The 25,181-nt window shown below is 59.5% G+C and carries 23 protein-coding genes and 4 pseudogenes; 17 read left to right on the forward strand and 10 right to left on the reverse strand.

The genetic code is table 11. From position 1 onward, the window contains the following. Window positions 1–304 precede the first annotated feature (304 nt). Window positions 305–1,516 carry a tyrosine-type recombinase/integrase gene (locus NCR38_RS32485; protein WP_061121983.1) on the reverse strand — a complete coding sequence of 404 codons (1,212 nt, stop codon included), beginning with the start codon at window positions 1,514–1,516 and terminating at the stop codon, window positions 305–307. Between the two features lie 150 nt (window positions 1,517–1,666). On the opposite strand from NCR38_RS32485, the gene NCR38_RS32490 reads away from it, so the two are divergent. The 3 genes from NCR38_RS32490 to NCR38_RS32500 all read left to right on the forward strand — a co-directional run bounded on the left by NCR38_RS32490 (window position 1,667) and on the right by NCR38_RS32500 (window position 3,395). Further along, entirely contained in the window at window positions 1,667–2,683 is a 1,017-nt protein-coding gene (locus NCR38_RS32490; protein ID WP_250478399.1) for a DNA-binding protein, read from the forward strand. A gap of 87 nt (window positions 2,684–2,770) precedes the next feature. After that, on the forward strand, window positions 2,771–3,046 hold the full coding sequence (locus NCR38_RS32495; RefSeq protein WP_086973924.1) for a hypothetical protein: 276 nt from the start codon (window positions 2,771–2,773) through the stop codon (window positions 3,044–3,046). 70 nt (window positions 3,047–3,116) lie between these two features. After that, complete coding sequence (locus NCR38_RS32500) at window positions 3,117–3,395, forward strand: HU family DNA-binding protein (protein ID WP_250478400.1); 279 nt, start codon at window positions 3,117–3,119, stop codon at window positions 3,393–3,395. Between the two features lie 83 nt (window positions 3,396–3,478). On the opposite strand, the gene NCR38_RS32505 is transcribed toward NCR38_RS32500, so the two are convergent. Next, complete coding sequence (locus NCR38_RS32505; RefSeq protein WP_097191070.1) at window positions 3,479–3,682, reverse strand: hypothetical protein; 204 nt, start codon at window positions 3,680–3,682, stop codon at window positions 3,479–3,481. A 92-nt stretch (window positions 3,683–3,774) separates the two neighbouring features. Here NCR38_RS32505 and NCR38_RS32510 point away from each other — a divergent pair, with 92 nt between their 5' ends. From NCR38_RS32510 to NCR38_RS32535, 6 genes and pseudogenes are all read left to right on the forward strand, one after another. Beyond that, window positions 3,775–4,218, forward strand: coding sequence for an SET domain-containing protein (locus NCR38_RS32510; RefSeq protein WP_250478401.1), 444 nt, complete (start codon window positions 3,775–3,777; stop codon window positions 4,216–4,218). A 149-nt stretch (window positions 4,219–4,367) separates the two neighbouring features. Beyond that, window positions 4,368–5,258 (forward strand): hypothetical protein, encoded by an 891-nt coding sequence (locus NCR38_RS32515; protein WP_250478402.1) that lies wholly within the window; start codon window positions 4,368–4,370, stop codon window positions 5,256–5,258. 371 nt (window positions 5,259–5,629) lie between these two features. Further along, window positions 5,630–5,944 (forward strand): type II toxin-antitoxin system prevent-host-death family antitoxin, encoded by a 315-nt coding sequence (locus NCR38_RS32520; protein ID WP_250478403.1) that lies wholly within the window; start codon window positions 5,630–5,632, stop codon window positions 5,942–5,944. Continuing rightward, window positions 5,941–6,312, forward strand: coding sequence for a hypothetical protein (locus tag NCR38_RS32525; protein WP_250478404.1), 372 nt, complete (start codon window positions 5,941–5,943; stop codon window positions 6,310–6,312). The genes NCR38_RS32520 and NCR38_RS32525 overlap by 4 nt, the downstream gene beginning before the upstream one ends. Before the next feature lie 65 nt (window positions 6,313–6,377). Further along, a complete protein-coding gene (gene hfq, locus NCR38_RS32530; protein WP_250478405.1) occupies window positions 6,378–6,653 on the forward strand; it encodes an RNA chaperone Hfq in 276 nt (91 codons plus the stop codon). Window positions 6,654–6,785: 132 nt separating this feature from the next. Next, a pseudogene (locus tag NCR38_RS32535) lies at window positions 6,786–7,419 on the forward strand (hypothetical protein). 320 nt (window positions 7,420–7,739) lie between these two features. Here NCR38_RS32535 and NCR38_RS32540 read toward each other — a convergent pair. Together NCR38_RS32540 and NCR38_RS32545 are read right to left on the reverse strand one after the other, a co-directional pair. Continuing rightward, a complete protein-coding gene (locus tag NCR38_RS32540) occupies window positions 7,740–8,090 on the reverse strand; it encodes a hypothetical protein (RefSeq protein ID WP_250478406.1) in 351 nt (116 codons plus the stop codon). Between the two features lie 474 nt (window positions 8,091–8,564). Continuing rightward, on the reverse strand, window positions 8,565–9,332 hold the full coding sequence (locus tag NCR38_RS32545) for a MetQ/NlpA family ABC transporter substrate-binding protein (RefSeq protein ID WP_311394683.1): 768 nt from the start codon (window positions 9,330–9,332) through the stop codon (window positions 8,565–8,567). Between NCR38_RS32545 and NCR38_RS32550 the strand changes: the two are divergent. Further along, window positions 9,285–9,432 (forward strand): annotated as a pseudogene (locus tag NCR38_RS32550) (IS5/IS1182 family transposase); the annotation flags it as partial. The gene NCR38_RS32545 and the pseudogene NCR38_RS32550 sit on opposite strands and share 48 nt — an antisense overlap. Before the next feature lie 24 nt (window positions 9,433–9,456). Next, window positions 9,457–9,738, forward strand: coding sequence for a DUF4148 domain-containing protein (locus NCR38_RS32555; RefSeq protein WP_250478408.1), 282 nt, complete (start codon window positions 9,457–9,459; stop codon window positions 9,736–9,738). Between the two features lie 7 nt (window positions 9,739–9,745). Here the strand turns inward: NCR38_RS32555 and NCR38_RS32560 are convergent, their stop codons facing one another. Further along, window positions 9,746–10,540: a hypothetical protein gene (locus NCR38_RS32560; protein ID WP_250478409.1), complete on the reverse strand. Its 795-nt coding sequence runs from the start codon at window positions 10,538–10,540 to the stop codon at window positions 9,746–9,748. A gap of 381 nt (window positions 10,541–10,921) precedes the next feature. Here NCR38_RS32560 and NCR38_RS34585 point away from each other — a divergent pair. Continuing rightward, window positions 10,922–11,369 (forward strand): annotated as a pseudogene (locus NCR38_RS34585) (TetR/AcrR family transcriptional regulator). A 434-nt stretch (window positions 11,370–11,803) separates the two neighbouring features. Here NCR38_RS34585 and NCR38_RS32570 read toward each other — a convergent pair. After that, a complete protein-coding gene (locus NCR38_RS32570; protein ID WP_250478410.1) occupies window positions 11,804–12,064 on the reverse strand; it encodes a hypothetical protein in 261 nt (86 codons plus the stop codon). Window positions 12,065–12,357: 293 nt separating this feature from the next. Here NCR38_RS32570 and NCR38_RS32575 point away from each other — a divergent pair. After that, window positions 12,358–12,637, forward strand: a pseudogene (locus NCR38_RS32575) (HU family DNA-binding protein). Window positions 12,638–12,677: 40 nt separating this feature from the next. Here NCR38_RS32575 and NCR38_RS32580 read toward each other — a convergent pair. Then, window positions 12,678–12,878 (reverse strand): hypothetical protein, encoded by a 201-nt coding sequence (locus tag NCR38_RS32580; RefSeq protein ID WP_239294554.1) that lies wholly within the window; start codon window positions 12,876–12,878, stop codon window positions 12,678–12,680. Between the two features lie 209 nt (window positions 12,879–13,087). Between NCR38_RS32580 and NCR38_RS34590 the strand changes: the two genes are divergently transcribed. Continuing rightward, on the forward strand, window positions 13,088–13,294 hold the full coding sequence (locus NCR38_RS34590) for an SET domain-containing protein-lysine N-methyltransferase (protein ID WP_409219325.1): 207 nt from the start codon (window positions 13,088–13,090) through the stop codon (window positions 13,292–13,294). Between the two features lie 240 nt (window positions 13,295–13,534). Here the strand turns inward: NCR38_RS34590 and NCR38_RS32590 are convergent, their stop codons facing one another. The 3 genes from NCR38_RS32590 to NCR38_RS32600 all read right to left on the reverse strand — a co-directional run bounded on the left by NCR38_RS32590 (window position 13,535) and on the right by NCR38_RS32600 (window position 17,512). Next, window positions 13,535–14,899, reverse strand: coding sequence for a hypothetical protein (locus NCR38_RS32590; protein WP_250478412.1), 1,365 nt, complete (start codon window positions 14,897–14,899; stop codon window positions 13,535–13,537). A 535-nt stretch (window positions 14,900–15,434) separates the two neighbouring features. After that, window positions 15,435–16,625, reverse strand: a complete 1,191-nt coding sequence (locus tag NCR38_RS32595) for an IS91 family transposase (RefSeq protein ID WP_284503725.1) — start codon at window positions 16,623–16,625, stop codon at window positions 15,435–15,437. An 11-nt stretch (window positions 16,626–16,636) separates the two neighbouring features. Continuing rightward, window positions 16,637–17,512, reverse strand: coding sequence for a site-specific integrase (locus tag NCR38_RS32600; RefSeq protein WP_250478414.1), 876 nt, complete (start codon window positions 17,510–17,512; stop codon window positions 16,637–16,639). Window positions 17,513–17,926: 414 nt separating this feature from the next. Here NCR38_RS32600 and NCR38_RS32605 point away from each other — a divergent pair, with 414 nt between their 5' ends. The 3 genes from NCR38_RS32605 to NCR38_RS32615 all read left to right on the forward strand — a co-directional run bounded on the left by NCR38_RS32605 (window position 17,927) and on the right by NCR38_RS32615 (window position 24,837). Further along, on the forward strand, window positions 17,927–19,648 hold the full coding sequence (locus NCR38_RS32605; RefSeq protein ID WP_250478415.1) for a hypothetical protein: 1,722 nt from the start codon (window positions 17,927–17,929) through the stop codon (window positions 19,646–19,648). 267 nt (window positions 19,649–19,915) lie between these two features. Beyond that, window positions 19,916–23,338, forward strand: a complete 3,423-nt coding sequence (locus NCR38_RS32610; RefSeq protein WP_250478416.1) for an AAA domain-containing protein — start codon at window positions 19,916–19,918, stop codon at window positions 23,336–23,338. Then, window positions 23,335–24,837 carry a hypothetical protein gene (locus NCR38_RS32615; RefSeq protein ID WP_250478417.1) on the forward strand — a complete coding sequence of 501 codons (1,503 nt, stop codon included), beginning with the start codon at window positions 23,335–23,337 and terminating at the stop codon, window positions 24,835–24,837. The genes NCR38_RS32610 and NCR38_RS32615 overlap by 4 nt, the downstream gene beginning before the upstream one ends. Window positions 24,838–25,181: the final 344 nt, after the last annotated feature.

Genomic DNA, 25,181 nt, shown 5'->3' on the forward strand with positions numbered 1-25,181 from the left:
ATTCAACGCCTGCCCGCACGCGTTGTCCTTGCCTCACGCGCTCATGGTCGAGGGCAGGCATCGAACAAACCTAAACGAAAGTGTGCATTGCCGCTGACGCTTAGCGGACTTACCGTGGTCGGACAGGCAAGTTTCGCCGGTCCGTGGATGCAACTAATCGTCTATGTTTGCATACCCCTGGCATCGCAACGAGCTCTGCAGAGATCTTGGGTTCGGGCACAGGGACTTTCATGAGAGAGTGGCGGTTGGCGAACGGAATCGGCAGGGTGCGCCGTCGGGGTGTGTTGGGTGACCTCGCTTAGTTTCACCAGTCTACGCGGTGCTTCTCTTCGGTCTCCTGATGGCGCCGATCGTCGTCGACGTGCAAGTAGATGCTGGTTGTCGTCAGCGAAGCATGTCCGAGGTTGTCGCGCACCGTGCGCAGATCCACCTTGCGGTCAGCCATGTGCGAGCCGGCGCTGTGTCTGAGCCAATGCGCGGAAGCCATCTCAAGCAGATCGGCCCGCGCGCTCGCCGTATCGTCGCGCTCGCGTAAGCGCGCCGCAGCGCCCGCAAAGACGTCCTTTACGATGGCGTGCAGCGCCGCGCGCGTGAGTGGCGCGCACGTCTTGGTGCGTTCGCTCGACGCCGTGGCGCCGATCGGCAAAACGAGTGGCGTGTCTTCGTTGGGCGACGGCAGGGCGCTCAAGCCGAGGTGCTGGCGATAGCGGGATAGCTCCATCATCATCTCGCGCGTGGCTGGCACGAGCCGTCGCTTGTCGCCTTTGCCGTGAACGGTCAGCCACCAGCGCAGCGCGCCATCCGCATCGTGTCGCACGAAGAACTGGCCCATGGTGTTGGCACCGACCTCCGCAATGCGCAGCCCGCCGAGATAGAGCAGGGTGAACAACCATCGGACGCGGTACGCATGGGCTTTTTCCCGGTCCGTTTGCTTGGGCATCGTCGCAATGAAGTCCTTGACCGCCTGCCACACGCTCGGCTCCAGATAGCGGGTGATACGAGGCGCTGCGTGGCGCGTGCGTTGGCGCGAGAGCGAGAGCGGATTGCCGGCGAGATAGCCGGCCTGCACCAGCCACGAGAACATCACGTTCAGGATGACGGTTGCCTGGCGTTGGCTGGACGACGATAGCGGCCCATAAAACGGCCGCCAGCGCGCGTCGCTGCGCGGATGCTTGCGCCCGCCCCCGGCCACCCACGTGCCGGCAGGCCGCGGATCGGCCAGAAACTGCTGATAGCGCAAGCAGTCTTCATGGGTCAAGGAAGAGAGCGGTTTGCCCATCTCGACGACCGACCAGAGCAGGAGCCGTTCGGCTTCCTTGCGGTAATTCTCGAAGGTGGTTTTCGTGTCGACAAAGCGTGACAGCCATGCGCGGATCGCATCGAGGTCGTGATCGGCGGCAATCTGGGGGCGCCCTGTCACAGCCCGATTTAGGCCCGCGGAGCCGTTCAGCGTCGCTGGGATGACGAGTGTTTCGAGCGGTGCCGGTTGCAACGCATAGGGCGGTGAGGTTGGCATAGGGGGCTTTCAGGTCAATGTTCGTTTTGGCGGCAGCTCGGCATAGGAATCTCAACATTATACGGTTAATGTCAAGTCGATAGCCGCGCTGAATTGGATCTCTAGCGGATTACGTTGTAATATGAGCGCACTGCTTATCCTTTCGCGGCCATGCCCGACGTTCTCTCCGACGAAACCCGCCTCGCGGCCGATATCGAGCGCCTCAAGGTCGAATTCCCGAAGACGCGTGAACTCTATCGCGAGGTGTGCGCGCTGCTGTTCTTTCGCTTCGGCGTCGCGCCGACCGCCAATCGCCTCTACAACCTCGTGCGCCGCGGCACCATGAGCACGCCGGCGTCGGTGCTAAGTGAATTCTGGGCGGAACTGCGCGAGAAAAGCCGGGTGCGTATCGAGCATCCGGATCTGCCGACGGATCTGAGCGACGCCGCAGGCGAGCTGATCGGGACGCTGTGGACACGGGCGACGACGTCTGCACAGGCCGAACTGATGTCGCTGCGCGACGAGGTCGAAGCGCAGCGCGCCGAGGCGGAACAGAAAGTGGTCGCGGCGCGCGAGGAGTTGGGTCGGACCGAGACGGCGCTCGAGCAGCGCACCGCGGCGTTGCTGGCGGCCCAGGTCGAGATCCGGGAGCTGGAGCGGCGGCAGGCCGAGGAGGCGGCCACGCGTAAAGCGCTTGAGGCGCAGATCAAGCGTCTCGGCGAAGAGGCGCTCGTGCGCGAGCGAGAACTCGAGACGGTGCGCCACACCTTCTCGCGTGATTTGGATAAGCTCCGTGAGACCGCCGGCCGTGCCGAGGAGCGCTTACGCGCATCGGAAAAGCGGGCACTGCTGGAGATCGATCGCGAACGCAGCGCGGTGGCCAGGGCTCAGAATGAACTGGCCGAGGCGACCAAACGAGCCGACAAGCGAGACGCCGAGCATCGTCGCACTGTCGAGGCGCTGCAGGGGCAGCAGGGCGATGCCCGCCATCAGGCCGGCGTGCTGCAAGGCAAGCTCGCCGCGATTGAAGCGGCACACAAGTCACTTCAGGAGCAGTTGAAGACGCTGCGCGGAACGACGCGCTCCCCGGCGCGGCGCATGCCCGCGGCAGACTCCGATCCGGCAGTCAGGCGAGCGGCCCGAAAGGCCGCCGTTGGCAAAACGTCGAGAGCGAAAGCTCGCACGTAGATAATGACCGGATGGGGCCAGAGAGTGGCGAGCAGTTCACGGCCGGCCGGTGCGTCTGTCGCGCCGACGGTCTAAAGGAGCAAACGGATGAGAAGATCAGCAGAGAACAAGTTGCGGGTCGTGGCGGTGCGCATCGACCCCGTCATCGAACAGCGGTTGCGCGTGCTGGCCGAGGCCACGGGGCGCAAGCAATCCTTCTTCTTGCAGCGGATGATCGAGGAAGGCCTCGACGCGATGGAAGAAATCTGGCTGTCGCCGGACACCCTGGCCAAGGTTCGAAAGGGCGATTTGCCCGAGCTGCTGTCCACACACAGCACGACCTCGGATCTGTTCGACCTGGATGCGGTCGATGCTGCCTCATAGCAGCCGCGGTTCCGCGTTGTCGTAGCGGTTCGGTAAGATCGCGTTCTTTTTTTTGAGAGGAAGGGATTCAATGAACAAGCAGGAACTGGTTGACGCTGTGGCGTCGGCGTCGGGTACGAGCAAGATCGCCGCTGAAGATGCAATCAATGCGGTATTTGAGACGATTTCGAAAACGGTGGCCGGGGGAGAGACCGTTCAGCTGATCGGCTTTGGATCGTTCGGCACCGGCGAACGCGCCGCGCGGACTGGGCGCAATCCGCAGACCGGTGAGACGATCAAGATCGCCGCGGCCAAGACGGTAAAGTTCACCGCCGGGAAAGGCTTCAAAGACGCCGTCAATCAGGCGTGAGCGCAGCAACGCCCGGGTGGCGCGCGACGGCCGCAGGCGGGTAGTTTTCCGTCGCATCACTCGTTCGACGGGTCCCGACCTAATCAGAAAAGCTGAGTCTCGAGCGGTATGAGGTTCACCCATTTCACCGCCGTGCGGCGCTCCTGTCCGTCCGGGTGAATGGAGCGAATCATGACGCGTTGCCCGCGGGCTTCGCCCAGCACTTCCGCAATCCGGCCTTCATAGCGCACCAGGGTGCCGCGCGCCGGCTTGCGTTTGAGTTTCGTGCGACGAGGCAGAGCGGACATTTCCTGACAGGCTGACATGCGATGATGCGATTATCGCCTGTCCTCACACCAACGCAGATTTTTTCGTTCGTTCCCATGCGAGAGTGTCAATCATGCGCCGCATAGCCGTCCGTCACTCGCCGATTCATGGTCGTGGTGTGTTCGCCGCGGCGACTATCTCCGTCGGTGATGTAATCCTCGAGTACAAGGGCGAGATCATCTCGGCGAGAGAGGCACAGCGCCGGTATGAGCGGTCCACCGCGGAAGACGGACACACCTTCTTCTTCGGGCTCGACGACGGACGCATGATCGACGGCGCACAAGGTGGCAACTCCGCGCGTTGGATTAATCACAGTTGCGCGCCTAACTGTGAAGCTGAACAGGAAGGCGATCGGGTCTTCATCCGGGCAACACGCACGATCGAAGAGGGCGCGGAGATTTTCATCGACTACGCGCTCGACGTCGAAGGGCGCCGAACGGCGGCGCTCAAGCGCCTTTACGCATGCCGGTGCGGCGCTCGCCGCTGTCGCGGCACGATGCTGGATGCGCGTCGGTAGCGTACTGTTATGAGGCGTACCTGGCACACGGTGATCCATGAAAACATCGTCGAAAGCGCCGGCAGCCGCTTCCTCCACGCGCTGAAATGAATTAGCCTGATCGCTCTTCATCGACGACATTCCTGAGTGCGACGACGATGCAGCAAAGCATGCAACAGCTCGATATATTTGCCGACAGCCGCGACGTGGGACTGCGCAATGACGTCGTGGAGCACTTGCAGCGTCGCCATGCGGTGGACGCGCGAGCCTCACTGACGCAGCTCGCCAGCGAATACCATGACGACACCGCGCTGCGTGCGATGACGGTGCTGGTTCGCGAACTCGAGAACGAGTCAAGCCTTCCGCTGACCGACCACGCGGAACTGGCCGCGGTCCGGCGACACCTCGAGGATCAGGTGATGCCTGCGGCCCAACGGGTGCTGCCCACACAGGACGTTCATGCGTGGTCGACACCGTGCTGGCGCTCGCTCGCCCAGCGTGCTGCACCACTGGTGTTCTGCGGGACCCACACCGAAAGCCACGCCGCGCCGCTCTGGCTTCGCGCGGGGGACTGGGCGGCGGCCACTGACGCCGTCAACGCGATCGAATCGTGGTGGCGCATCCCGTCGCCACTCGCTTGGATGACCGAAGCGCGCTATCGAGCGGCCGGCCTCGATGCGGCGTGGCCGCTGTTCGCGGAATTGGCGTGGCTGGCACCATCACGGTTCGCCGCATTGATTGCCGGGCTTCGGGACGCTTCGCTCGATGCGCTGCGTCGGCGCTTCGATGCTGACTTTCCCGGTACAGGCGAAATTGAGGACTATGCGTGGTTCATGGCCTGGCTGCTGATCGTCAAGCCAGCGCTCGCGAGTCGGCTGGGCGAGGCGCGCGTCCAGCGAGATGTGCCGGCGTCGCGTGCCACTGCCTTGCTCGGGGAGATCTTGCGCCGCGAACATGAAGGCGACCGGCACGAATTGGTGACCTTACGCGAAGAACTGAGCCGGCTGCATACGGGCCTGTTTGACGCCTACATGGCAACACGGAAAGTGCAGCATCGATGACGCAGTGTGCGTCGCGCCTGACGCTCGCGTGGCTGCGGCAGATCTTTTTGGCCGAGGGATCACGAATGCGCGCCGCGATGCTGTGAGTTGCTCGATCTTGCGCCGGTCGATCACTTCCGCGTTTCGGAGGTCCTTCGAACAAGCGGATCAGCTCACTGTAGGTTAGCGTCCCGCTGCCAAATTCCATTGTTCGGCTTCATGACTTGCTGAGGTAACCCAGACCCTCGTATTCCATGCGGCGATGTCAAGTTTAAGAAAGAGTTTCAACACGACGCGCTATCAGGGTCGTACGAGTTTAGTTTTAACTGACTTGACATGCCAATCGAGGTGGCGTAGCCTACTTTAACGAATTTGTTAATGGATTTGTTAAAATGACAATCCGTGCTCAGGACGTGGTGCCCATCAGCGAAGCGCGGGCGCGTCTGACCGAACTAGCAGACGACGTCGTCGCCGGTGCTGAGAAGGTCCTCACAAAAAACGGCTCCGCGTTCGTCGCCATCATCGACGCGAAGAAGCTAGATTTTTATCATGAGCTTGAACGCCACGAGCGGGGGCGCTTGTTAATGCTGTCGGACGCGGAGCGGGGGATGCACGATGTCCTTGCCGGACGTACTTCGTCCGCCGAGGATTTCCGGCGCGCATTGAAGGAGCGCGCTGAGAGACGGCGCACCAAGGCCGAGACATGATCATCGTTGACGTCGCTGACTCATTTAGTGAGTCGCTCGACGCCATCGAAGCGTTCATGTTTGTTCAGGACGAAGCCTCGGCCGCACGACGTTCCGATCACCTTGAGGGCGAGATAGTTGAACTCATTGCGCGCCTGGAGCGGTATCCCAAGATCGGTCATCGAGCGGACTTCTATTCCGTGACTTCAACCGCATCGCAGACATGGCTGCGGCAAGTTGAGCAGTTGGCCGCACAGGCTCGGTTGTTTGAGTTTCGGGAGTCTGTACTCTCCGCACACCTCGTCCTATATGCCTGTTCCGAGACGCGCGTGATCCTGCTTTCGATCCGCCACGAACGTGAGGCCAAGTACGGCCCCGATGCTGTCTGATGCTGCTATGGCAGATCGGACAACTCCGATGCGCTTGATTTCATCATTCTAGAAGACACAGCTCTATGGCGCAGAACCAGCCCGTTGGACAAGGCGACTTTCTCAATGCGTTGAGAAAGGAACGAAAGCGCGTGTCGATCTATTTGGTCAACGGGATTAGATTAGTTGGACACATCCAATCATTTGATACGTACATGCTTTATCTAAATTCCACCACGGGATCCCAGATGATCTTCAAGCACTCAATCTCGACGATCGGCGAAGATACGGGTTCGGCTGTACGGCCAAATAGCCGAGCGAGCGGATCGCGCGACTCAACAAACCGCTCCCGCGCAAAATAGGCAGCCTACGCGTTTGCAAGGGGCGCAGCGGTGGCGCGGAATCTTGCTCCAGTGCACCTCGAAGTGCATGTCCTTCCCACGGTTGACTGCTTTTCAACGCCGCTCGCTTTCAACTAGGAACCCGAAGAGACTATGAACAAAGCAAAGGCGAAACTAACGGGTGAAGACGCTGAGCGCCTTTTCGAAGGCCTGCCCTCGGGAGCAACCGCAAGGGTGTCGAGCCGACCCGAAAACCCTTTTGGGCCAGAAGTGTCCGATGTTGTCAAGCGCGTCGAAGACGAATCCGTGCTCTGGAAAGACAACCTGATCAGGCTCCCGGTGGCGATTGAGTTGCCTAGACTCTCGCATGCGCGAAGTGATGGCGCTGGCCTTGCGCGTGAAGTGGGTGAGGGAGGGCAAAGACGAGGTTGTCGCGGAGTTCCCAGACGGCTGGACGGCGGTTCGTCCAGGAAGTGGCCCCAGCGAGTTGCGAGATCCGTCCGGCGTGGTCCGAGCAGTATTTGGATGGGCAAAGAATGCTGAACTCAGGATCCTGCCACGTTATCAAATCGAGACGCAAGCGAATAGTTCGACCGGATTGGGAAGTGTGCTTATTCGCGATCGCGAAAACGGCCGAGTTCTCGAGCGCTCTTCGATTTGGTCGGCGCGCACGGGTATCAATCATCCAGATTGGACCAAGAGTGCAGCGTGGCTTGATTCGCGCTATCCGGACAATCACGACCCGTTGCGGTACTGGGCAGACCGCGAGAAAAATCTCCGAACCTGAGCTACTGTGGGAGCACAATGTCGTCGCGGAGTAGCACGACGGCGCCGGAATAACTGCGCTGCAGGCTTTGGCGCTGATCGACGTTCGGCGAGCAAGGTTTCCGCCAGGGAGCGGCAACATTTCTCCAGATCCGGCGGACAACCTAAGCGGTAATCGGCTTCATGCAAAGCTTTCCATAAGGCCGACCTGCCTCCATTAGACGCGGTGCGAGACCCTTTCAAGATGGAGGCCTCGCAGGCTAGCGGACAGCCTCGCTTGCTTTATCCGCTGTCTAGCGACGCAACATGCTGGAAGTTCGGCCGAGATAGGGTTATCTGGGGTCAAGTAGCCAGCCACGCTTCGGCTTTCTGCGCAAGCCGTGACGTCGGGACTGTGTCCGGCAGCGACTCGAGAAGGACGCGCGCACGATCGAGCGCCTCGGCGAACCCGCGAAGCAGGTTCGTCGTTGGCCTGTCGTCAAGGCGGCCGCGCTGGATGGCTTTTGCCACGTTACGCTGGATCAGCGCCGTTTGCGCATCGATAAGCGCGAGCGAGAGCTGGGCAAGGGGGCCCGACAGCCGGCCGATACCCACGAGCGCGGGCGCGATGGCGATGGTGCGGTAGCCGTCCGGAGGGATCATAGCGAGCGCCTGACGCGGGTCCGCGAAATCGCGTATCAGTCCGTCGAACACGGACGCGCGTGCGTTGCATGGCCGCCGCCGCCGACTCATCGACGATTTCGGCATGGCGCACGAGCACCGCCCCCGAGTGCTGCTCCGGCTGAATACAGCCTGCACCGATCCAACCGGTTCCGCGGGACCGTTGCTCGAGCACCGCATGCTGGAGATGATCGGGCACGAGCGGATCAAGCGGCACCGCCGCGCATTGGTCCGGCTTACCGGTCGAATGCAGGCTGCACAAGCCGTCGTCCGCGAGGGCGGGACAGCGTCCGGCCGAGGGGTAATCGAGGGCGAGCGCCGTGATGCCGATCGCGTTGATGTCATCGACGGGAAACGCGTGCGGTGGCGCGGGTGGAACTACGCGGGAGCCGCGCGAGCGCGATGCAACCGACGAAGACATCGCGGTATCGAAAGAGCTCGCGCAAGGACAGGGCGGGGGACTATTGCAGCACTTCCCGCAGGCGATGCATTCGAACGAATACGCGCTCATACCGGCGTCACCATGGCCGGCGTACCGAGTCCTGATACTGCGTGAGGATAAAACGAGCGACGTCGTCGGACTGATAGACGCGGACGAGTTGCGCGACCTATGCCGCGTCGGCATCGCCGGAGCGCACGGCAAGCACGTGTTGCCACGGCGAGCGCGCATCTTCGACGCCGATGCGGTCGCGGCCCGGACGCAAACCAAAGCGCGCGGCGTGGCCCGGCGTTCATCGCGACGAAGCTCGCCGTGTCGAGCGCATCGTAGAGCTTTGCATGATCGATGCGGCGAACGTTCAAACTGAAGCGATTGCCCGTGATGTCCGCGAGCGTCGGATGCAGGCCCGCGCCTTCCTTCAGCGTGATGAGCGCATAGTTCTGCAGCAGGATCAGCGCGCGGGGGGTGCCGGGCGCATCGGCGGGAATCGCGATGATCGCGCCGTGCGGCAACGAGGCGATCGATGCGAGCCTGCGCGAATAGAAGGCCATCGGCAAGGTCATGGTGGCGGCGACGCTTTGGATCGCATAGCCGCCGCGCTCGCTGCGAGTCTTGAGGCTCGTTTCGTCATCGAAACTCGCGGCATCGATGACGCCATTCGCGAGTGCTTGATCGATGCGCGCGGCATCGTCAAAGATCACGAGTTCCAGCGACATGCCTTGCTTTGCCGCCACGTTCCGCGCATGCGCGAAGATGGCCGCTTCCACGCCCGGCATCACGCCGATGCGTATCGTCTTCTCAACCTGGTCGAGCGCTTCTTCAATCGCATCAAGCATTTTCGCGGTGTCTCCACCCGATAAGCTCGCCGACACTTATCTCGTGTTTGCATCGCTTGCCTGCGCGTTTGGGCCGATCGCATATGTGAACGGAGCCTAGTAAGGTTTACTGGGAGGCGCTGCCATGAAAGCGTTCGTCAAAGCAGTCGTTGCATTGGTCTTTGCCGCACCGGTCGTTTCGTATGCTCGGGCAGACGGCCAGTCCCTTACGCGCGCGCAAGTCCGCGCGGATCTCGTTCAGGCGGAAAAATCCGGCTACAGCCCGACGGCATGGGCCGACTTCCCGGATGGCGCAGTACAGGCCGCGAAATTCCGGCTGGCATCGCAGAAGGCGGCTGCGGCGAAAGCATCGGGGTACGGCTCGGGCGGCGGCGCCTCGTCGCAGCCCGGCGATATCGCCCGATAGTGGCCGCTCAGGGCACGCGTATGAACGGGTTGTTCAGCAACGGCGAGTCCTGGAAGCGACTCGGCGCACGTTCACGCAGGAACTGCTGAATCTCGCTCGACGTGCGCGACACCTTAATCTCGCTGATCATCGACAAGGTCGCGCCGGGCGGGATCGTCACGCTCTGGTTGATCAGCGGATTGAAGCCCACGAAGCTGACGACGGGGAATATCGTGACCTCGCCGAACATGTTCTGCGGCGGCGGCAAAATTTCCGTGATCGAGCGATTCGTGAGGACGGCCACGGTGGTGCCGACGATATCGAGCCCGCTGTAATCCGGCACTTCGAGATTCGACTGACTCGGTTTATAACCGAGACCGCTCATCCATAACTGCACGGGCGCATCGCTCTTGTTCTGAATGTCGACCTTCTCCGTCAGGCGGGATTTGAGCGTTCCCGCGGTGTCGCCTTCTACCGTATAGACGATGCCACCCAGCACCGTGCCTGCAAGCGGGCCTGTGCCGTAACCCAGAATCGGGCCTTGCGCATGTATCTGATTCGTTGTGACGTGAGAGTCCGCGTGCATGTGTCCGAGGTCGATAAAAGTCGAAGGGCCGGATGGATAGATCAGGATTCGCCGGCCGTCGACGTTCCATTCGAGCGTTCTGACGAGCTGCACGGGATCGCTCGGCAGGTTCAGGTTATAGATGGGATCGTCGCGCGTTACGGTGAGCGTCGAGTTGTTGTTCGAGGTGCTCACGGCGTCGGCCAGTGCGAGCCCGGGAATGGCCAACAGGGCCAGAAGAATCGTTATCGCGCGCATGGCAACCTCCATCGACGTGTTCCAAACGAAACGTTAGTACACCGATGGCAAACCGCAAGGTGAGCGCGAATCAGTCCGATCGTGCGTGACTTTTGATGGCATTGCAAGCGGTTTGGCACGAACGTCCGTCGCGCGCTCTGAATGCGGTTTGAGAGGGTCTGGACTAGGAGAGAGCCGCCGGACGGACGAGAGACTCGCTGCGACGACGCCTGTCGTCAATGGCAGCACCGCCATTAAACGCAAGCGTGATAATACGACTTATCACCATTGAAACGACCCCGTCGACGCAAAACGAACGCGCGTGACGCGCCGGACGCACCGGGACCAGCCGTGAGGCTCTACGCGCTAATCCCGGTCAGCTGCATCGCGGAGGCGACCACCATGACCGAACCGAGAACCAAAAGGGACCCCGAGGGCACGCGTCGGCGCATCCTGGAGGCCGCGACGCAACAGTTCTCGACCTACGGACTCTCCGGAGCCCGCGTCGACGCGATCCCCACGGCCGCAGATATCAACGAGCGGATGCTCTATTACTACTTCGAAAGCAAGGAAGGCCTGTACGTCGCTCAATCTGGGATTACTTCCGCGCGAACGAGGTGGTTGAATCTCATCAACAACGAGAATCTGCACGAAGGGGGGCGCGCGGGGCAGCCACCGGGATTGGACGCGTTGGATTTTTATGTCACGCTGGCCGCAATGGGTATTCTCCCTGAAAGCGTTCGTCGGACGGGACGCCACTGAAGCGTCGGCTATCGAGGCGGTGACTGAGATGCAGTTCAAGATGCTGATTGCATATATGCATCCGGCGTCGCCGCCCGCGTCGCCGTAAGCTTTCACGTCCCAATCATCGCTGCCTGAATCACGTCCTTCCCTGGAAGTCACTGGCACGGACGACGCGTGATCGACGGAAGGGGACGGTCGACCGGTGGTACGGTGGTCGCCGACTTCGGAACAACAGCACAATAATTGGCGATGGTCGCCTCGCGGACGAGGCGGCAGGGGATGAGTTAGCCGAGGCGATTCCTATGCGCGGAGGGGAGAAGCACCAACGCCTGAGAAGGGACGGCGTGAGCCTCGACAATTGCTGCAACGATGGCGGTCAGCGGCAAGGCATCTGCGCGCTAGCGTTACACGACGTTGGCTACGACCTGCGACAAATTCAGATACGTGGCCGCCGATTGATGCCGCCCCCGAGTTTGCTCACTTCTTACCTCGCTTTATCGCCTTCTCAGGGGAGAGTGCGTCAAACAACCGAAAAACTCATCAACTGGCCTTGGCGAGTAACCGTTCGCTAGGGCTGGTTGATTCGATCAAGTCCAGCAACGCGCGGGCGACGGCCAACTGCGCGGGTAGAAGGTGCCGCGTTTCGAGAATTCGAGTGACGCGGCGCCGCCAGTAAGTCAGTGGCAGAACCGGGTTCCGGGCGACGACTTCCAACGCGATCGCGCGTTGCAGATGCCCAAGATCTGCGTCGATCAGCAACAACTCATAAGCAGCAGAGGGAGGGTAGGGTTGAGGTTCCATGCCTTCATATCGGCATCGAAGCGAATTTCCTAAGCGCCTGCCGAAAAGATCGGCGCGATTGGTATGCTTGAGTGTTGCGGACCGGGGTAGCAGCCGTCGCCCTTGACATGAGCGGGGCATAATCTGTGTCAGTGGGCCCACGCAGAACCCTAGCCGTTCACTTACCTACGGGAGCCGGCCGCCGCGCACCCTCCTGACATCACGTCCGCGCGTATCGTTCGAAACGGTCTTCGGCGCTCGGCCGCCGCCTCCTATCGGTAAGATGGCGGTCAGTCCAAAACGAGGAGAACGGAATGAACAAGCAGGACGTCCTCGAAGCGGTGGCGTCGCAAACCGGAAACATCAAGGCGGCGGTCGACGAGACGCTCACCGCAGTGTTGGCGACGATCACGAAAGAGGTAAGTGCGGGGGCGCGCGGTGCCGTTGGTCGGGTTCGGTAGCTTCGGCCGCGGCGAGCGCGGAGCACGCACCGGGCGCAAACCGCAAACCGGCGAGACTCTCGAGATCGGCGCTGCGATGACGGTCAAATTCTCCGCCGGTAAGGCCTTCAAGGACGCGATCAACGCGTCGTGACGTCTTGAGAATTCAGCCGGCGCGAATGCCTGCGGCCAAATCAAAACAACTGGCTCTCAAGCGGAAGTAGATTGGCCAGCTTGACGGCCGTCAGTCGCTCGCGCCCATCCGGATGAATTGAGCGGATCATGACGCGCTGACCGCGCGCCTCACCTAAAATCTCGACGATGCGATCGCGGTAACGCGCCAGCGTGCCGCGTGACGGTTTTCGCTTCGTGCGACGGCGAGTCGATGAGGGCATGAGCGAGCGGTAGCATGTGTCGCTCCGATTATGCCAAGCATTTCGCCTGCCGCGCGTATCCGTCGACGTACACCGGCACACGGACAATTAGGTACCCCTCTCTCTATGCGTCGCTTCTTCGTTCGTCGCTCGCCTATTCACGGACGTGGCGTGTTTGCAGTGGCCCGAATCAGCGCGGTCGAGATACTCCTTGATACAAGGGCAAGCTGATTTCGTGGGCAGCGGCCCAGCGTGGCTATGAACGCTCGGCGGCGGAAGACAGCCATACGCTTTTCTTCGATCTTGATGACGGGCGCGTGAACGACGGGGCTCAGAGTGGCAACTCGGCGCGCTGGGTGAACCATAGCTGTGAACCGAACTGTGAAGCTGAGCGCGCCCCGAGCGGTGCGGGAGCGCTGGTTGGAGCGGCTGTTTGAATCGTTACAAGAGGTACGGTTATGAGATTGCGCCTATCGATGCGCTTGACGCCTACGATGCGACGGTCAGGGCCGCGGCGGCAGCGGGCGTTCCGGCGCCGGACGTGCAGGCTCGTGTGCGACAACTCGTCGAAGGGCCTTCCTCGATTATCGCGAAGGTGCTCGCAACAAAACTGGACTGACGTCGGCACTGCGGACGCGACGAATGGGCGGCAGCCTCGAAACCGACGCGCGACCGAGTCAGAGCAATATAGCTTTGTGCAGCAGCTCGAGCGCCGTCAGTTCATCCAGTCGACCCGTGCGTGCTTTGCCCGCCAGCGTCTTGAGCAGCGCTTCCGCTATTGGCGAGATACCGTCCATACCCTGCAGACTTGTTGCCGAAGCCGGTGAAAAGTCAGCATTCGCGAGTGCACGTGTCGGCACGCGGTCACCGTCGTCTTCGACGGCGTGTGGTTCGATTGCCGCGGGTTGTTCGGTCTCGTTCGTCGGGGAGGCACCCACCCTCTTTACACTACGGGGCTGAGTCTCGGATACAACCGCAGCCTGTGCACTCCCCGAGGTAACGGACGGCGTCTCACTTGCTCGCGCAGTAGGAGGCGATACATCCAGCGCGCCGGCGTCAAGCGTGGCAGCGCGAGGCGCTTGCTCTCGACTACCTGCGCGAGTGCGTGACGCGGGCGCGAGCAAAACTGAGACGGACTCGGGTATTTCCGCTTCTGAGCGGGGCTGGTCCAACCAGCCAGCTGGCAAACCAAGCCGCTCTGTAAAGCGGTTCGCTTCGGCCTCGTCCATGCGCTTCTTGCCGTGAAGTCGATGCGCCATGTTGGACCCGGTCAGTCCCATGACCAGACCGAGCTTGGCTTTCGATCCGTTACGCCCGGTAAGCACGTGAAGGTTCGCGCGCCGGATGCTCTCGACCGTCGCGCCATCGTGCAGGCTCAGTTGTTGGGGCGGGGTCGCTTCGATTGCCGCGCGTCGACCGGAAGCGGCTTTTGCAGCGGCTTTGCCGGTTGACTGCTTGGCGAGTTGGGCTCGACCGTTCTTCGCGGTGCTATGCGGGCTCTTCGCTTTCTGAGATGGCATTTGTGCATCCTCGGACGAACCGTCCGCAACAAACAACTGTTCTTGTGTGACTGGAATTGCCGATGCCGATGCCGATGCCGGCGCCGATGCCGGTCCCGTCTGCGTCTTGGCTTCGTCGGCCAGCTCGTCGTCCGTTCGAACAAACTCGAGGGGCGCTTTCAAGCGAGCAATGAGTTCGGGCGAAAGAGCAGGGTAGGGCTGATCGAAAAAACCATGAGGCAGACCGAGCGTGGTCTCCATGTGAAAGGCAGTCTCGGGCGTGAATCTTTCGCCCTTCGAAAGCTCCGCGACACGCGAAAGAGTGGAATCCAGCGCCAAGGCGATATTCTCAGCGCCGACCGCATTGACCAAAAACTGAAACGACCGCGTCTTGATGATCGAGGCCGTCGCAGCCGGCTCTTTGGAAGGCGTCTGGGAGGACGTACGGTTGCGGGACGAGAAATTGGGTTTAGACAGATGATGAGGCTGGCGGCTGTTGGCCTTTTCTCGGTACCCCGCATTTCTCCCGCGGGTCTGACTCATAGCTTAAGCTCCAGTGCGGCGCATTGACTTTTCAACTTCGGATTATATGCGAGGGATCGTCGGCCGCCGCTATGCGAAAACCTCTTGAAACTCATCTCAACATCCGTTCGCGCGGCGTCATGGTCGCGTCCTCGGCCATAGCCGACGTTCATCGAGCCACGCTGGATCGGCTGCTGAAGTTTAGGTTTGTAGGATGCCTGCCCTTCACCGTGCAGCTGGGCCCGCACCAAAGGCGCATGCGGGCAGGCGTCGTACAAACCCCGAGGGAGGAAACCGCGGAGTGTCCCTGTGCGGCTGGAAGAGTTCTACCACTATGGGGATTGGAGCGATCGTGCGCGACGTCGGATTGAGGGTGAGGCGCGACGGGACGGGTTGAGATCGACGGAACGCACGTTGGCGAAGTTGTCGAGCCTACGTTTGTGATGGCGCGCAGCGCGCGAAGTCGCGTCATCCATGTCAGGGACGCGACCGTCCGCAATCGGGTCCCGTTGCCGGTGAACCGACGGTCGGTTTGAACGTCTCGAAACACGGGCACTCATGCTGGGGCTCGCTGGGCGGGTGGTGCGCGGATCGGTGCGCTGCGCGGCACGAGTTCGATGATGACCATCGCCGCGCCGCAGTGGCGGCAGGTGAAACGCGGCGGGAGCTTGCCGAGTGGTTCATCCGCCGTAGCCGCTCGTGGACTGGCGGCGGTCGTGACGTGCAGCAGCGCGCGTATCTTCGCGAGATTCTCGCGCCGCACGGGGTTGGCGAGCAGACCGTAGTGACGAATACGGTGGAAGCCAGCGGGCAGCACATGCAGCAGAAAGCGGCGCATGAACTCATCGGCACTGAGAGTCATGACCTTGTAGCGGGTGCGCCCCTTCGCGCGATAGTCCTTCCAGCGGAAGGTGACGCCCCGTTCGTCGAGGGCAACCAGGCGCCGGTTGGAGATGGCCACGCGATGCGTATAGCGTGACAGATAGGCGAGCACTGCCTCGGGTCCGGCGAAGGGGCGCTTGGCATAGACGACCCACTCACACGTGCGTAGCGGCGCGAGCCATTGAGCGAAGACGGATGGATCGGCGAGCGCGGCGTAGTCGCCGAAGAAGCGCAGTTGGCCGCGACGATGCGCCGCCATGAGTTCTTCGAGGAAGCGGCGCCGGAACAGCCGTGAGAGCACGCGCACCGGCAGGAAGAAACCGGGTCGGCATGCCACCCATCGTTCACCGTCGGGCGAGAAACCACCGCCCGGGACAATGCCGTGCACGTGCGGGTGGTGCGTCAGGGCCGAGCCCCAGGTATGCAGCACGAGCGTGGCGCCAGTCTGGGCACCGAGATGCTTTGGATCGGCGGCGATGGTACGTAGGGTCTCGGCGGCGACGTCGAACAGCAGGCCGTAGATCACGGCCTTGTTGTACCAGGCGATCGCGCTGACTGGCGCGGGCAGCGTGAAGACCACGTGGTAATACTCCACCGGCAGCAGGTCAGCCTGACGCGCCTCGAGCCAGCGGCGCGCGGCGCTCGCCTGGCACTTCGTGCAATGTCGGTTGCGGCAGGAGTTGAAGGCGACTTCGATCTTTGCACAGCCCGAACAGCGCAAAACATGTCCACCCAGCGCCGCGGTGCGGCACTGTTCGATGGCCGACATGACCTTCAACTGCCCCAGGTTCAGGCGGGCGCTCTGTCGCCATGCCGGTCCGTGGGCGCGGAAGATGTCCGCGACCTCGAGCACGGGGCACTCCAAGCGGTGCCGGGCTACTCGGCGGGCAGGCGGTCCAGCGGACTGATTACTTTGCGCAGAAGGTCAGTGGCGACCTGAGTATAGATGGTGGTGGTCTCGATCTGTCTGTGTCCGAGCAGCACCTGGATCACGCGGATATCCTCCTTCTGTTCGAGCAGATGAGTGGCGAAACAGTGGCGCAGCGTATGCATGGATACGCGCTTGTCGATGTTCGCGCCCTCGGCGGCGGCATGGATGGCGCGGGTCAGTTGCCGCGTGCTGAGCGGGTCGATCGGATCGAGGCCCGGAAAGAGCCAGCCGCCTTCGAGCATGCGACCCTGCGCGGGCGCCACGCGCCACCAGACGCGCAGGCGCTCGAGCAGGACCGGCGAGAGCATCGCGTAGCGGTCGCGGCGGCCCTTGCCCTGCTCAATGCGCAGAGTCATGCGCTGGCTGTCGACGTCGCCGATCTTCAGCGCCACAACTTCGCTGGCGCGCAGTCCGGCGCCATAGGCGACCGACAGCGCGGTCTGATGCTTCAGGTTGCCGGCGGCAGCGATCAGGCGGGCGACTTCCTCAGGGCTGAGCACGACGGGCAACTTGCGAGGCACCCGTACAGGCTGCATGCGGGCCATCAGTTCCGGTCTCTCAAGGGTGATCCCGAAGAAAAACTTCAGGCCGGCGATCGCTGCATTCAGCGAGATCGGAGAGGTGCCGTGATCGACCAGATGCAACTGGTAGCGCCGTAGATCTTCGATCGTGGCGGTGTCCGGCGGACGCCCGAGAAATGCGCTGAACTGACGGACCACGCGGACATAACCGGCTTGCGTCTTGGGTGCGAACTTGCGCATGCGCATGTCGTCGATCATGCGCTGGCGCAATGGACTGATGCTCGGGCTGGTGTGAGTCATGGCGGTGCTCCTGACGGGGAACGAGGCGGATTGCCTCGTCCTCCATCATGGGAACCGCGCGGGTTTCCTGCGGGATACCGCTAACGCCCGCCGGAGCCCCAATACCGCGCGAGCGGTTTCGTCCGAAGGTCGGAGATCGGTCATCCATCTCGCCGTCGCGTTTAAAGCCAGCCACCACGCTGGCGACAATGTGAGACGATTGTCGGGTATCTCGGACCGCATCTCTGTGATACCAGGACGTTAATCCTGGTGGCGCCTGCTGCGTCGACTATGATCGAGTTTGTAGTGATAATAGCGGTTTGAAATCTGGCGCGGGCGGCTTCTCAACAGGAGTTTGACGATCTAAGCGGCATCAATATTAACGAAAGGCGCCCTGCTAACATGCAGCGCAATTACTGAGGGGACGAGGCTCTCATGGTAGTAGAAAAATGTCTTTGGGACGTTTGTTTCATCCCGCTAAATTCGACCGAGCAGAAGTTTTTTGGATTCTCTGAGTTTCTCGCAGGCCTCGCGCTCATGGTGTTGGCATGGACGATTGGCGATGTGCGCTATCGATTCCGCGTCCGAACCGCGCCGGTGCCTCTTCTTGGAATTACGTTCTCGGTCGTCGCGATCGTCGGTGTCCTTACGCTGTTGACGGACCTTTGGCGCGTTGAGGAGTGGCTCGTGCCTAAAGGTAACCTGCTGACACCCGGTATATGGCAGGCGGTTCTCGGCGCATTGCTCCTCCTAACATTCCTTACTTGGACCTGGTTCGCCTTTATCCGGCCAACGAGATACGGCAAGTACAACGCTGCGCGCTTCGCACGAACTCTCTACCAATTCATCCTGAAAGGATCCTCGTCCGAACTCGCGGTCATCGCCGACGAACTTGGCTTTTCAGTGCCGTCTCTTGTACGACACGCCACGGACAGGGGCCATTTAAAGCACTACCGAGGCAAGCTTGGAGAACAGGAGGAACGCGTTCTCCCGAAGGTCGAAGCTTATGCGAACGACCTCCTGCTGCTAATCGCGGACAAAAGGTTGTGCAGAGCCATAGTCGAATCGTCTCCGGGCACTGCCCTTGCCATTTTCCGCGCAATAGGCGAATCGAAGCATTACGGCATTCAAGTCGAGACCTTTGCTCGCAACATCGTCAGCGAGGCATTGAAGAATCGCGACTCTTTTCTGTACCACGAAACCGAAGGATACGAATCGGGATTGATCGGCTATCACCAGCCACTTAGTCAGGCAATGTTCTCAAACTACAGAATGGTCGAGGCCATTGGAACACTGTTCGATTTGGACTTCGTGGACAGGTCAAAGTGGGACGCTGCTCAGTGGCAAGCCTACTGCCGGCTCGTGCTAATGACGTTCCGCGATTACGCGGAAAATGCGCTTGGGAGTCACTCGTTCGTTCTCTATCGCGCAAAGGGCTATATCGAGAATTCAGTTTCCGAAATTTATAAACTCGATGGCATTACCAACCTAGCTTGGGACGACGACTTACAGTTGCGTCTACGGGTCGTGGTCAAGTTCATCAAGGACTGTGTTGAGGTTCTTGATAAAAAGACGGTTCCAAACCACGTGCAACTGCGAATTCGGAAGGAAAGCGAGCGACGACCGTATCTTGAAGATTTCTATGATCATCTTGCGGAGATGATTTTTGAGGTTATCTTTGCGGTTTCAGCGGTGACGTCGCCGGGCATGCAGTGCTGGTGGGTCCAACACAATTCCGTTTGGGGCGAACTATTCCACGCTGGACGGCTTAGCGGCGCCGCTGGCAAGATTGTTAAGTTCAAGGTGAGACGGCTACTCTACAACGAGGTCGCGGACATGAACGGGTTTCCAAATTTCAAGGGTGCACGTATCCTTGGTTTCTGCCTAAACGTAATGGGCTTCACAATTAGGCAAGGTAACTACGACAGAGACAGTCGAGCCCTTCAGAGAGCGATCTTGGCATGGACGAAGAAAAACTATGCATGGCTGCATGAATACAATCCCCGCGTCGCTGAAGCATGTCTCGTGGATGGAATGAGTTATGAGGCTCGCGATCGCCGGCTCGTGCGAACGTATCTTGCTGAAGGCTTGAGACGTGAGCCAACCCATGTCTACCTTGAACTCGATTCCGCCGCTGCGGACAGAGGGAGTCGGTGAAGCCGCGAAAAAGAAACGTGATCGGTATCGCGCGAGTCTACTTCGCTTTTTTGCGCATTGATGTGGCGTTGCACGTGTTGGGGGCAAATTGCGGATTCTTCGCACCGAGTAGGTGTCGTGCGGACGTCGTATTAACTAAAATCCGCTTTCTTTGCGCGGGAGCGCAGGATCAGCGGCAAAGTGAGCTTGCGGCTGGCTCTCGCTAATCGCTGCAGCTTGTGTGAGATGAGACCAATGGACCTTAGAGACGACCCGCAGCGAGCCGAAATGACAGACAGCGACTTTCCCCTTACACCCGGCGTGGTGTTAGATGGAAAATACGAGATCACCCATGATCGATACGACGGTGGCATGTCCGCAGTTTGTCGTGCGACCGACTTGGGAAGCAAGCTTAATCGTGCGGTAAAAGTGTCGTTACCAGGAGCGGACTACGCAAGGTCGGCGCTTTCGGTGGAGCGAGAAAAGCGCGCGCTTTCCGACCTCTGCCATCCAAACATCGTCCAGCAATTCGACAGCGGCAGCCTTTCGGGCATAACCTACCTTGTGCTTGAATGGTTACCGGGTGGTGACTTAGCTAAACGCATCCGTGAGCAGGGCCCCGTGAGCTGGAGCGATTTCTACGAAACGCTCGGTCGACCCTTACTTCGCGCGTTGGCCTATGCGCACCAGCGGCAATGGGCACATCGCGATCTCAAGCCGCAGAACGTGCTATTTGATGGAGCGGGAGTGCCGAAGATCGTAGACTTTGGCATAGCGCGTAATACGGATCGCCCTCAACTGGGCTTGACTTTTTTTCAAGCCGGATCGCCGCCGTACACGCCCGACGAAGCTGACGATGGTTACCACAGTGCTAGGCGTGACATATATTCATGGGCAGCAATAGCAACGTCGTGCCTCACGGGTCAGGTATTCCATTCAAAAGAAGACTTGCGTCTTGCGCTAGATGGAATGCGCGAGCTCTCCGGTCCCAAAGGCCTCTTACAGAGGGCCTTGGCTGCGTCGCCTGATCAGCGCCAAGAGGCAGCCACTGTCCTGCTCGCAGATCTCGACGCATACCACGCTGCCGCTCTTGCAAAAGCGCAAATCCCCATGCAAGTCTATATTCGCCTCGGCGAAGCATGCATAACGTCGCTGAGAAAGGAGTACTCCGGTCTGGAGGAGGGACAATGCACGCCGTACGTCATTGACGATCTGAACTGTGGCTGGACTGCCGCTTACGATCTTCAGACCGGGATCATTCAGATTGTTGGTGCCACGATACGACTTAGGGGCAAAGTTGGGGAGCACGAGCTGTCGGTCGACCAACTGACTGTTCACACGCCTGACCGTGCACGGGAAATCCGCGAAACACAGGCCACGGTACCAGGCGTTTCGTTCCGAGCCGAGTCGGTTCGAAATGTAAAGGCGGCCCGCGACGATTTGCGCTCGTTCACAGGCCGACTCGAGATCATGGACGATGTCCTTGCTAATCAACTTCAGGAGAAGGAACGTTCATTCTGGTTTGACTGTTGGTCGGAATTCTTGCGGGAAAAGGAACGCCTCTATAAAACGAAGCAGAAAGATTTCCTCGCAAGGCGGATAGACGACGATGAAGAATTTCTAGTAGCAACAATCGACGGCGACTTCGACAGAGAGGAGCTTGGGGCGTCTTTAGTACTTCAGGCGCCGGGCGGAAAGCCGATAATCTTGACAGTCGTTGATGTCCAGGCAGATCAGGTCAAGCTTTTCCTCCGCTCCGGGAAAAGAGCGGATATACCGCGTGCAAATGCTCTGCTACAGACTAATTTCGAGGCCGAGAGAAAGTCTCTCCAGAAGCAACGCGCCGCACTCGAAGATATCAGGGCAGGTAGGGCTGTGAGTCCCGTAATCGCCAATGTCCTGTCGGATCCAGGTTCGGCCGAGCCGCCAGAGCCTGCAGGTCTACAGTTCCCTGAACACCTGAGCGGCGACAAGCGTCAAGTTCTCGACAAGGCGATGGAAGTGAGCAGCCTGCTTGTCGTGAATGGGCCGCCCGGGACGGGGAAGACTACTCTGATTGCGGAACTGATCAGTGCATATCTAAAAAGGTATCCCACAAGACGCATTCTTCTCTCATCGCAAACGCACGTTGCTCTTGACCATATCATTGCCAAACTGGACGAGATAGGCTTGGCCGAAGATGTGGTGCGCATCGTTTCATTCGGATCTGAAAACTCCCACAAGGTCAATAAGTCGGTAGAGCGATTGACGCTTGAGAGAAAGGTAAAGGACTGGTGCCTGAAGGCCGAGGCACGTTCTGAAGAGTTTATGGAGACGTACGCTGAGCGCAGGGGTATCAGCGCTTATGAAATAAAAGTCGAGTTGCTTGGTCGCAGCTACATGAAGACTCGAGGCGTGCTTAAGGAGTTACGCGACCGAGAAAAAAAGCTGAAAGGAAGGGAGTTGGCGATTAACGACCGACGTCTGAAAACGATTGCAGATGGTCACGTTCCCGATACACATGAAGTCTTACGACAGACCGAGGCGACGCTGACCGAAGAGGACGATCTTCGAAGAAATATTGAGTCGGTTGAGGCGCGTTTAAACCGAACGTGGCAGAGCCTCGAGAAGCTGGATGGATTGGGTACCGTTTTCAGCGATGCCGACGACTGCGATCTCGAAAGCTTGCTCAATGGCCTCGTCACTACGAACAGCGCCCGCAGGGAACTGTTGCCTCTCATGCAATTGCATCTTGACTGGCTGAACCGGCTCGGATCTGAGCGCTCGTTTCATGGCGCTGTCCTTAGAGAAGCTCGAATTGTCGCAGGAACTTGTATCGGACTAGGCAGTACTCCCGCCTTCCAGCAGGATGCGTACGACCTATGCATCGTGGACGAAGCGTCCAAGGCCACCGCCACGGAGACCCTCGTCCCGATGTCGCGCAGCCGGCGGTGTATTCTGGTCGGTGATCCGAAGCAGCTTCCGCCGCATATCGAATCCGACAGCAGCAGTACCGGTGAATCCCCGTTTTCAGTCGAGGCGAAGGAAAGTCTTCTTTCCATCCTTTTGTCGCGCTTGCCATCGGAAAACGTCGAAGAGCTTGTTGAGCAACGTCGAATGTGCAGCACGATTGGCTCATTGGTGAGTGAGGTATTCTATGACCGGAAGCTCATTAACGTTAGGGAAGATGAAGAACGCAATCGCATGATAGTGGATGTCTACCCCAAAGCTGTGACTTGGCTTTCGACTTCGAGGAAGCCGAAGCGCGCGGAGACCGAAACTCCGGGAAATACCTATGCGAATTTGATTGAGGCACACGAGATCATTGAACAACTCAAATCAATCTCGCGTCAGACCCGAAAAGCTGTAAAACCCGTGGAGGTCGCGGTTGTCGCTGCTTACTCGGCCCAAGTCGCTCTACTACGTGATCAGATCGCGCAACAGATCGGCGCGCATACCGGCTTCAAGATTGAAGTGAACACTGTTGATGCGTTCCAGGGAAGAGAGGCCGACATTTGTCTATACAGCGTCACGCGGTCGAACTCCCTCAATAAAATAGGATTTCAGCGAGAGAAGGAGCGGCTCAACGTGGCGCTTTCTAGAGCACGAGATGCCCTTGTGATCGTAGGGGATGCTGACTTTTGTCATGGAGTCAAAGGCAAGAACCCGTTCCGCGATGTGATCGACTACATCCGCGCTAACCCCGATTTTTGCTTGCTGAGAGACCTATGAGAGATCAGAATGAAAGCGCGCGCAGATTCGATGCAGTTGAAGGACATGCGCTCGTCGACTACTTTACGGTTCATCTGCCCGTACAACTCCTCGCTGTTGACGTGATTGGTCTTGATCGTCGGCCCCTTCCCGCGCCGGTAGAGTTTTGTCTGCGTGTTATCGATTCTGGACTATCTGAGTGCAGTGATATATGTGCTTTTCTCGGAGTGGATGCCAACTACGGTGAAGGTCTTTTACAAAGTCTCTGCGATGGAGACTACGTAGGAAAGAATGCTTTTGGGCACCATGTGCTGCTACGTCGTGGGAAAGAAGCTTTACGCGAAAATGGGGAGTCCAGTCCTTCTGACCGACGATTGTATCTTCTGTGGGATCCAGTACAGAAGAGTCTGCTTGAGAGAACCATTTTCTATACGAAACAACGCGCGGATCCGTCTGGAATTACCGCTCCGATCGCAAATGCATTTGGACCACCGGGACTCTCTGAGTTGGATGTCGGCGAGATTAATAAACTGCGAACGACTACGAATTCGCCCCAGGAAGCAACTGCTCCGGGTTTCGAGGTGCTTCGAGTCACGAAAATCCACAAGTCTTTAGGGCGATTCAGGCCGGCGCTGGCACTGATCTACAGAGCATCAAGTGGGGAATTGTCTTTGCGTCTCGCTGTAAATGGTTCGATTGATAATGAGCTGACTACGGCCTGTGCTCAGGTGGGCCTGGCAAAGCTAATCGGCGTCGAGCGAGGCTTTGCAAACAAGGCAGGAGGCCAAGCGATTCGGAAACGGTATCGCGACTTGGTCACTGGGAGCGACGGAGGTCCCAACGTGGCTTCGCTTGTTCAGCGCAGAAGCGTCCTCCTGTTCAACTTGGGCGCCGTCGAGATGCGCCTTGGCGAAGAGCGAAGCGACTCCTTGCTAGAGAAGAAGTCTCGCTATGAATCTGAACTTAAGGAGGTTTCGAAGGAGCTTGATCGTATCCCAATAGTTCCGGTCCGATGTCACGAGGGCGAATACTATCTTGCTTCGGCTTTGGACAACGCTGAGTCCTCGATCGTGATCACTACAACCAATCCGTCTCTCTCAAAGATTGACGGGGATATACTCAGAAGGATTCGCTCGTGCCTCGCACGAAGCGTACAAATTACGATATACATTTCGGATCGACTTGGAGAAAATGATCCGACGTTGGCCGCTCTCGACAAACTTTCACGCGACCATGCACTGACGGTTCACTTCCTATTGAACGACGTGCGATCCATTTTCGAGATCGCATGGGACGGCAAGCATTTACTGGTGTCGAACGAACCACCATTGGGAGATCGGCGCCAACCGGTCAGCCCGAGAGAATTCAGCGGCTTCTACGTTTCTGAGCCGCGAGCCGTCGAACACTACTGCCACGACCATATGAAATTCGAAGCAAAGGACTTTCTCTCCAGGCTGACGCCGCAATCATTACCACCAAAAACGGCAGCGCGGGACAGACGGAAGTTTCACAACAGATAACCTCGTGTGCCCAACTCAGGCGGGGCTGGATATTTGGAGCCGTCACCACCCCGCATCATTTGGACGCGGTTTTTGCCTGTAAGGTTGGGTAGCGGCAACACTGGCCAGGCACAATCCTTGCCGGCGCGGCAAGTTGTTGCCCCGCTGCACTGCGGCGTCACAGTCGGCAATCCGGCTTATTGCTGGCTTTCAAGGAAGCTCTCCGAACATCCACAAAGGCCGAAGTCCTCGCGTCGCTGAGTCAGGCGCGGTTTGTCCATGAAGCGTGTAAGCGACTCGGCTGGGCCAGTTCCTGATTCGCGCGCGCGTGGGGCATGATGGTGCTGTCGCAGTGGAATTCTTAT

The sequence above is a fragment of the Caballeronia sp. INML1 genome (genome assembly GCF_023631085.1).
Classification (GTDB): Bacteria; Pseudomonadota; Gammaproteobacteria; order Burkholderiales; family Burkholderiaceae; genus Caballeronia; species Caballeronia turbans.

Bases quoted from the DNA above. Each gene is read 5' to 3' on its own strand.
- NCR38_RS32485 (WP_061121983.1), bottom strand. From the start codon at position 1,516: ATGCCAACCTCACCGCCCTATGCGTTGCAACCGGCACCGCTCGAAACA.
- NCR38_RS32490 (WP_250478399.1), top strand. From the start codon at position 1,667: ATGCCCGACGTTCTCTCCGACGAAACCCGCCTCGCGGCCGATATCGAG.
- NCR38_RS32495 (WP_086973924.1), top strand. From the start codon at position 2,771: ATGAGAAGATCAGCAGAGAACAAGTTGCGGGTCGTGGCGGTGCGCATC.
- NCR38_RS32500 (WP_250478400.1), top strand. From the start codon at position 3,117: ATGAACAAGCAGGAACTGGTTGACGCTGTGGCGTCGGCGTCGGGTACG.
- NCR38_RS32505 (WP_097191070.1), bottom strand. From the start codon at position 3,682: ATGTCCGCTCTGCCTCGTCGCACGAAACTCAAACGCAAGCCGGCGCGC.
- NCR38_RS32510 (WP_250478401.1), top strand. From the start codon at position 3,775: ATGCGCCGCATAGCCGTCCGTCACTCGCCGATTCATGGTCGTGGTGTG.
- NCR38_RS32515 (WP_250478402.1), top strand. From the start codon at position 4,368: ATGCAACAGCTCGATATATTTGCCGACAGCCGCGACGTGGGACTGCGC.
- NCR38_RS32520 (WP_250478403.1), top strand. From the start codon at position 5,630: ATGACAATCCGTGCTCAGGACGTGGTGCCCATCAGCGAAGCGCGGGCG.
- NCR38_RS32525 (WP_250478404.1), top strand. From the start codon at position 5,941: ATGATCATCGTTGACGTCGCTGACTCATTTAGTGAGTCGCTCGACGCC.
- hfq (WP_250478405.1), top strand. From the start codon at position 6,378: ATGGCGCAGAACCAGCCCGTTGGACAAGGCGACTTTCTCAATGCGTTG.
- NCR38_RS32545 (WP_311394683.1), bottom strand. From the start codon at position 9,332: ATGCTTGATGCGATTGAAGAAGCGCTCGACCAGGTTGAGAAGACGATA.
- NCR38_RS32555 (WP_250478408.1), top strand. From the start codon at position 9,457: ATGAAAGCGTTCGTCAAAGCAGTCGTTGCATTGGTCTTTGCCGCACCG.
- NCR38_RS32560 (WP_250478409.1), bottom strand. From the start codon at position 10,540: ATGCGCGCGATAACGATTCTTCTGGCCCTGTTGGCCATTCCCGGGCTC.
- NCR38_RS32570 (WP_250478410.1), bottom strand. From the start codon at position 12,064: ATGGAACCTCAACCCTACCCTCCCTCTGCTGCTTATGAGTTGTTGCTG.
- NCR38_RS32580 (WP_239294554.1), bottom strand. From the start codon at position 12,878: ATGCCCTCATCGACTCGCCGTCGCACGAAGCGAAAACCGTCACGCGGC.
- NCR38_RS32590 (WP_250478412.1), bottom strand. From the start codon at position 14,899: ATGAGTCAGACCCGCGGGAGAAATGCGGGGTACCGAGAAAAGGCCAAC.
- NCR38_RS32600 (WP_250478414.1), bottom strand. From the start codon at position 17,512: ATGACTCACACCAGCCCGAGCATCAGTCCATTGCGCCAGCGCATGATC.
- NCR38_RS32605 (WP_250478415.1), top strand. From the start codon at position 17,927: ATGGTAGTAGAAAAATGTCTTTGGGACGTTTGTTTCATCCCGCTAAAT.
- NCR38_RS32610 (WP_250478416.1), top strand. From the start codon at position 19,916: ATGACAGACAGCGACTTTCCCCTTACACCCGGCGTGGTGTTAGATGGA.
- NCR38_RS32615 (WP_250478417.1), top strand. From the start codon at position 23,335: ATGAGAGATCAGAATGAAAGCGCGCGCAGATTCGATGCAGTTGAAGGA.